Source organism: Pseudomonas sp. EL_65y_Pfl1_R83 (genome assembly GCF_963970695.1).
Classification (GTDB): Bacteria; Pseudomonadota; Gammaproteobacteria; order Pseudomonadales; family Pseudomonadaceae; genus Aquipseudomonas; species Aquipseudomonas tritici.
Window position 1 is genome coordinate 1 of the sequence record NZ_CAXAQI010000208.1, and the last position, 543, is coordinate 543.

The window sequence follows — 543 nt, forward strand, 5'->3', positions numbered from 1 at the left end:
CGAACAATTCCGATCCGCGCCGGTCATAGAACCAGCGCGCCGGAATCGCGCGCGGGCGGCTGGCAAAGCCGCGCAGCACGTCGTGGCGAAACGCCGGATCGGCGAGCGTGACCTGGCCATCCTCGATTTCGGGCTTCAACATCTCAAAGATCCTTCGCCAGCCGAACGCCGGTGAATTGCCAGCGCTGGTGCGGATAAAAGAAATTGCGGTAGCTTGCCCGCATATGGCCGCGCGGTGTCGCGCACGATCCCCCGCGCAGCACACACTGCCCGCTCATGAACTTGCCGTTATATTCGCCAACCGCGCCTTCGACCGCGCGAAAGCCGGGATAGGGCCGGAACGCGCTGCCGGTCCATTCCCACACATCCCCGAAGAAAGCAGGCCCACCCGTCGCCGGGCGCGGCTCGACCGGGCCGGCCATGTCCATCTGGTTGCCACCCGCGAGATCATGCGACGCAGCCGCGGCTTCCCATTCGGCCTCGGTCGGCAAGCGCGCGCCCGCCCAGCTGGCATAAGCGTCGGCTTCGTAGAAGCTGACATGC

Annotated in this window: 2 protein-coding genes; both read right to left on the reverse strand. The window is 66.1% G+C overall.

What is annotated here, in order from left to right:
- On the reverse strand, nucleotides 1–142 hold a 142-nt coding region (locus AACY08_RS28445; RefSeq protein WP_339472432.1), incomplete at its 3' end, for an L-histidine N(alpha)-methyltransferase.
- A gap of 1 nt (nucleotide 143) precedes the next feature.
- A partial coding sequence (locus AACY08_RS28450; RefSeq protein WP_339472431.1) for an SUMF1/EgtB/PvdO family nonheme iron enzyme occupies nucleotides 144–543 on the reverse strand: 400 nt, incomplete at its 5' end.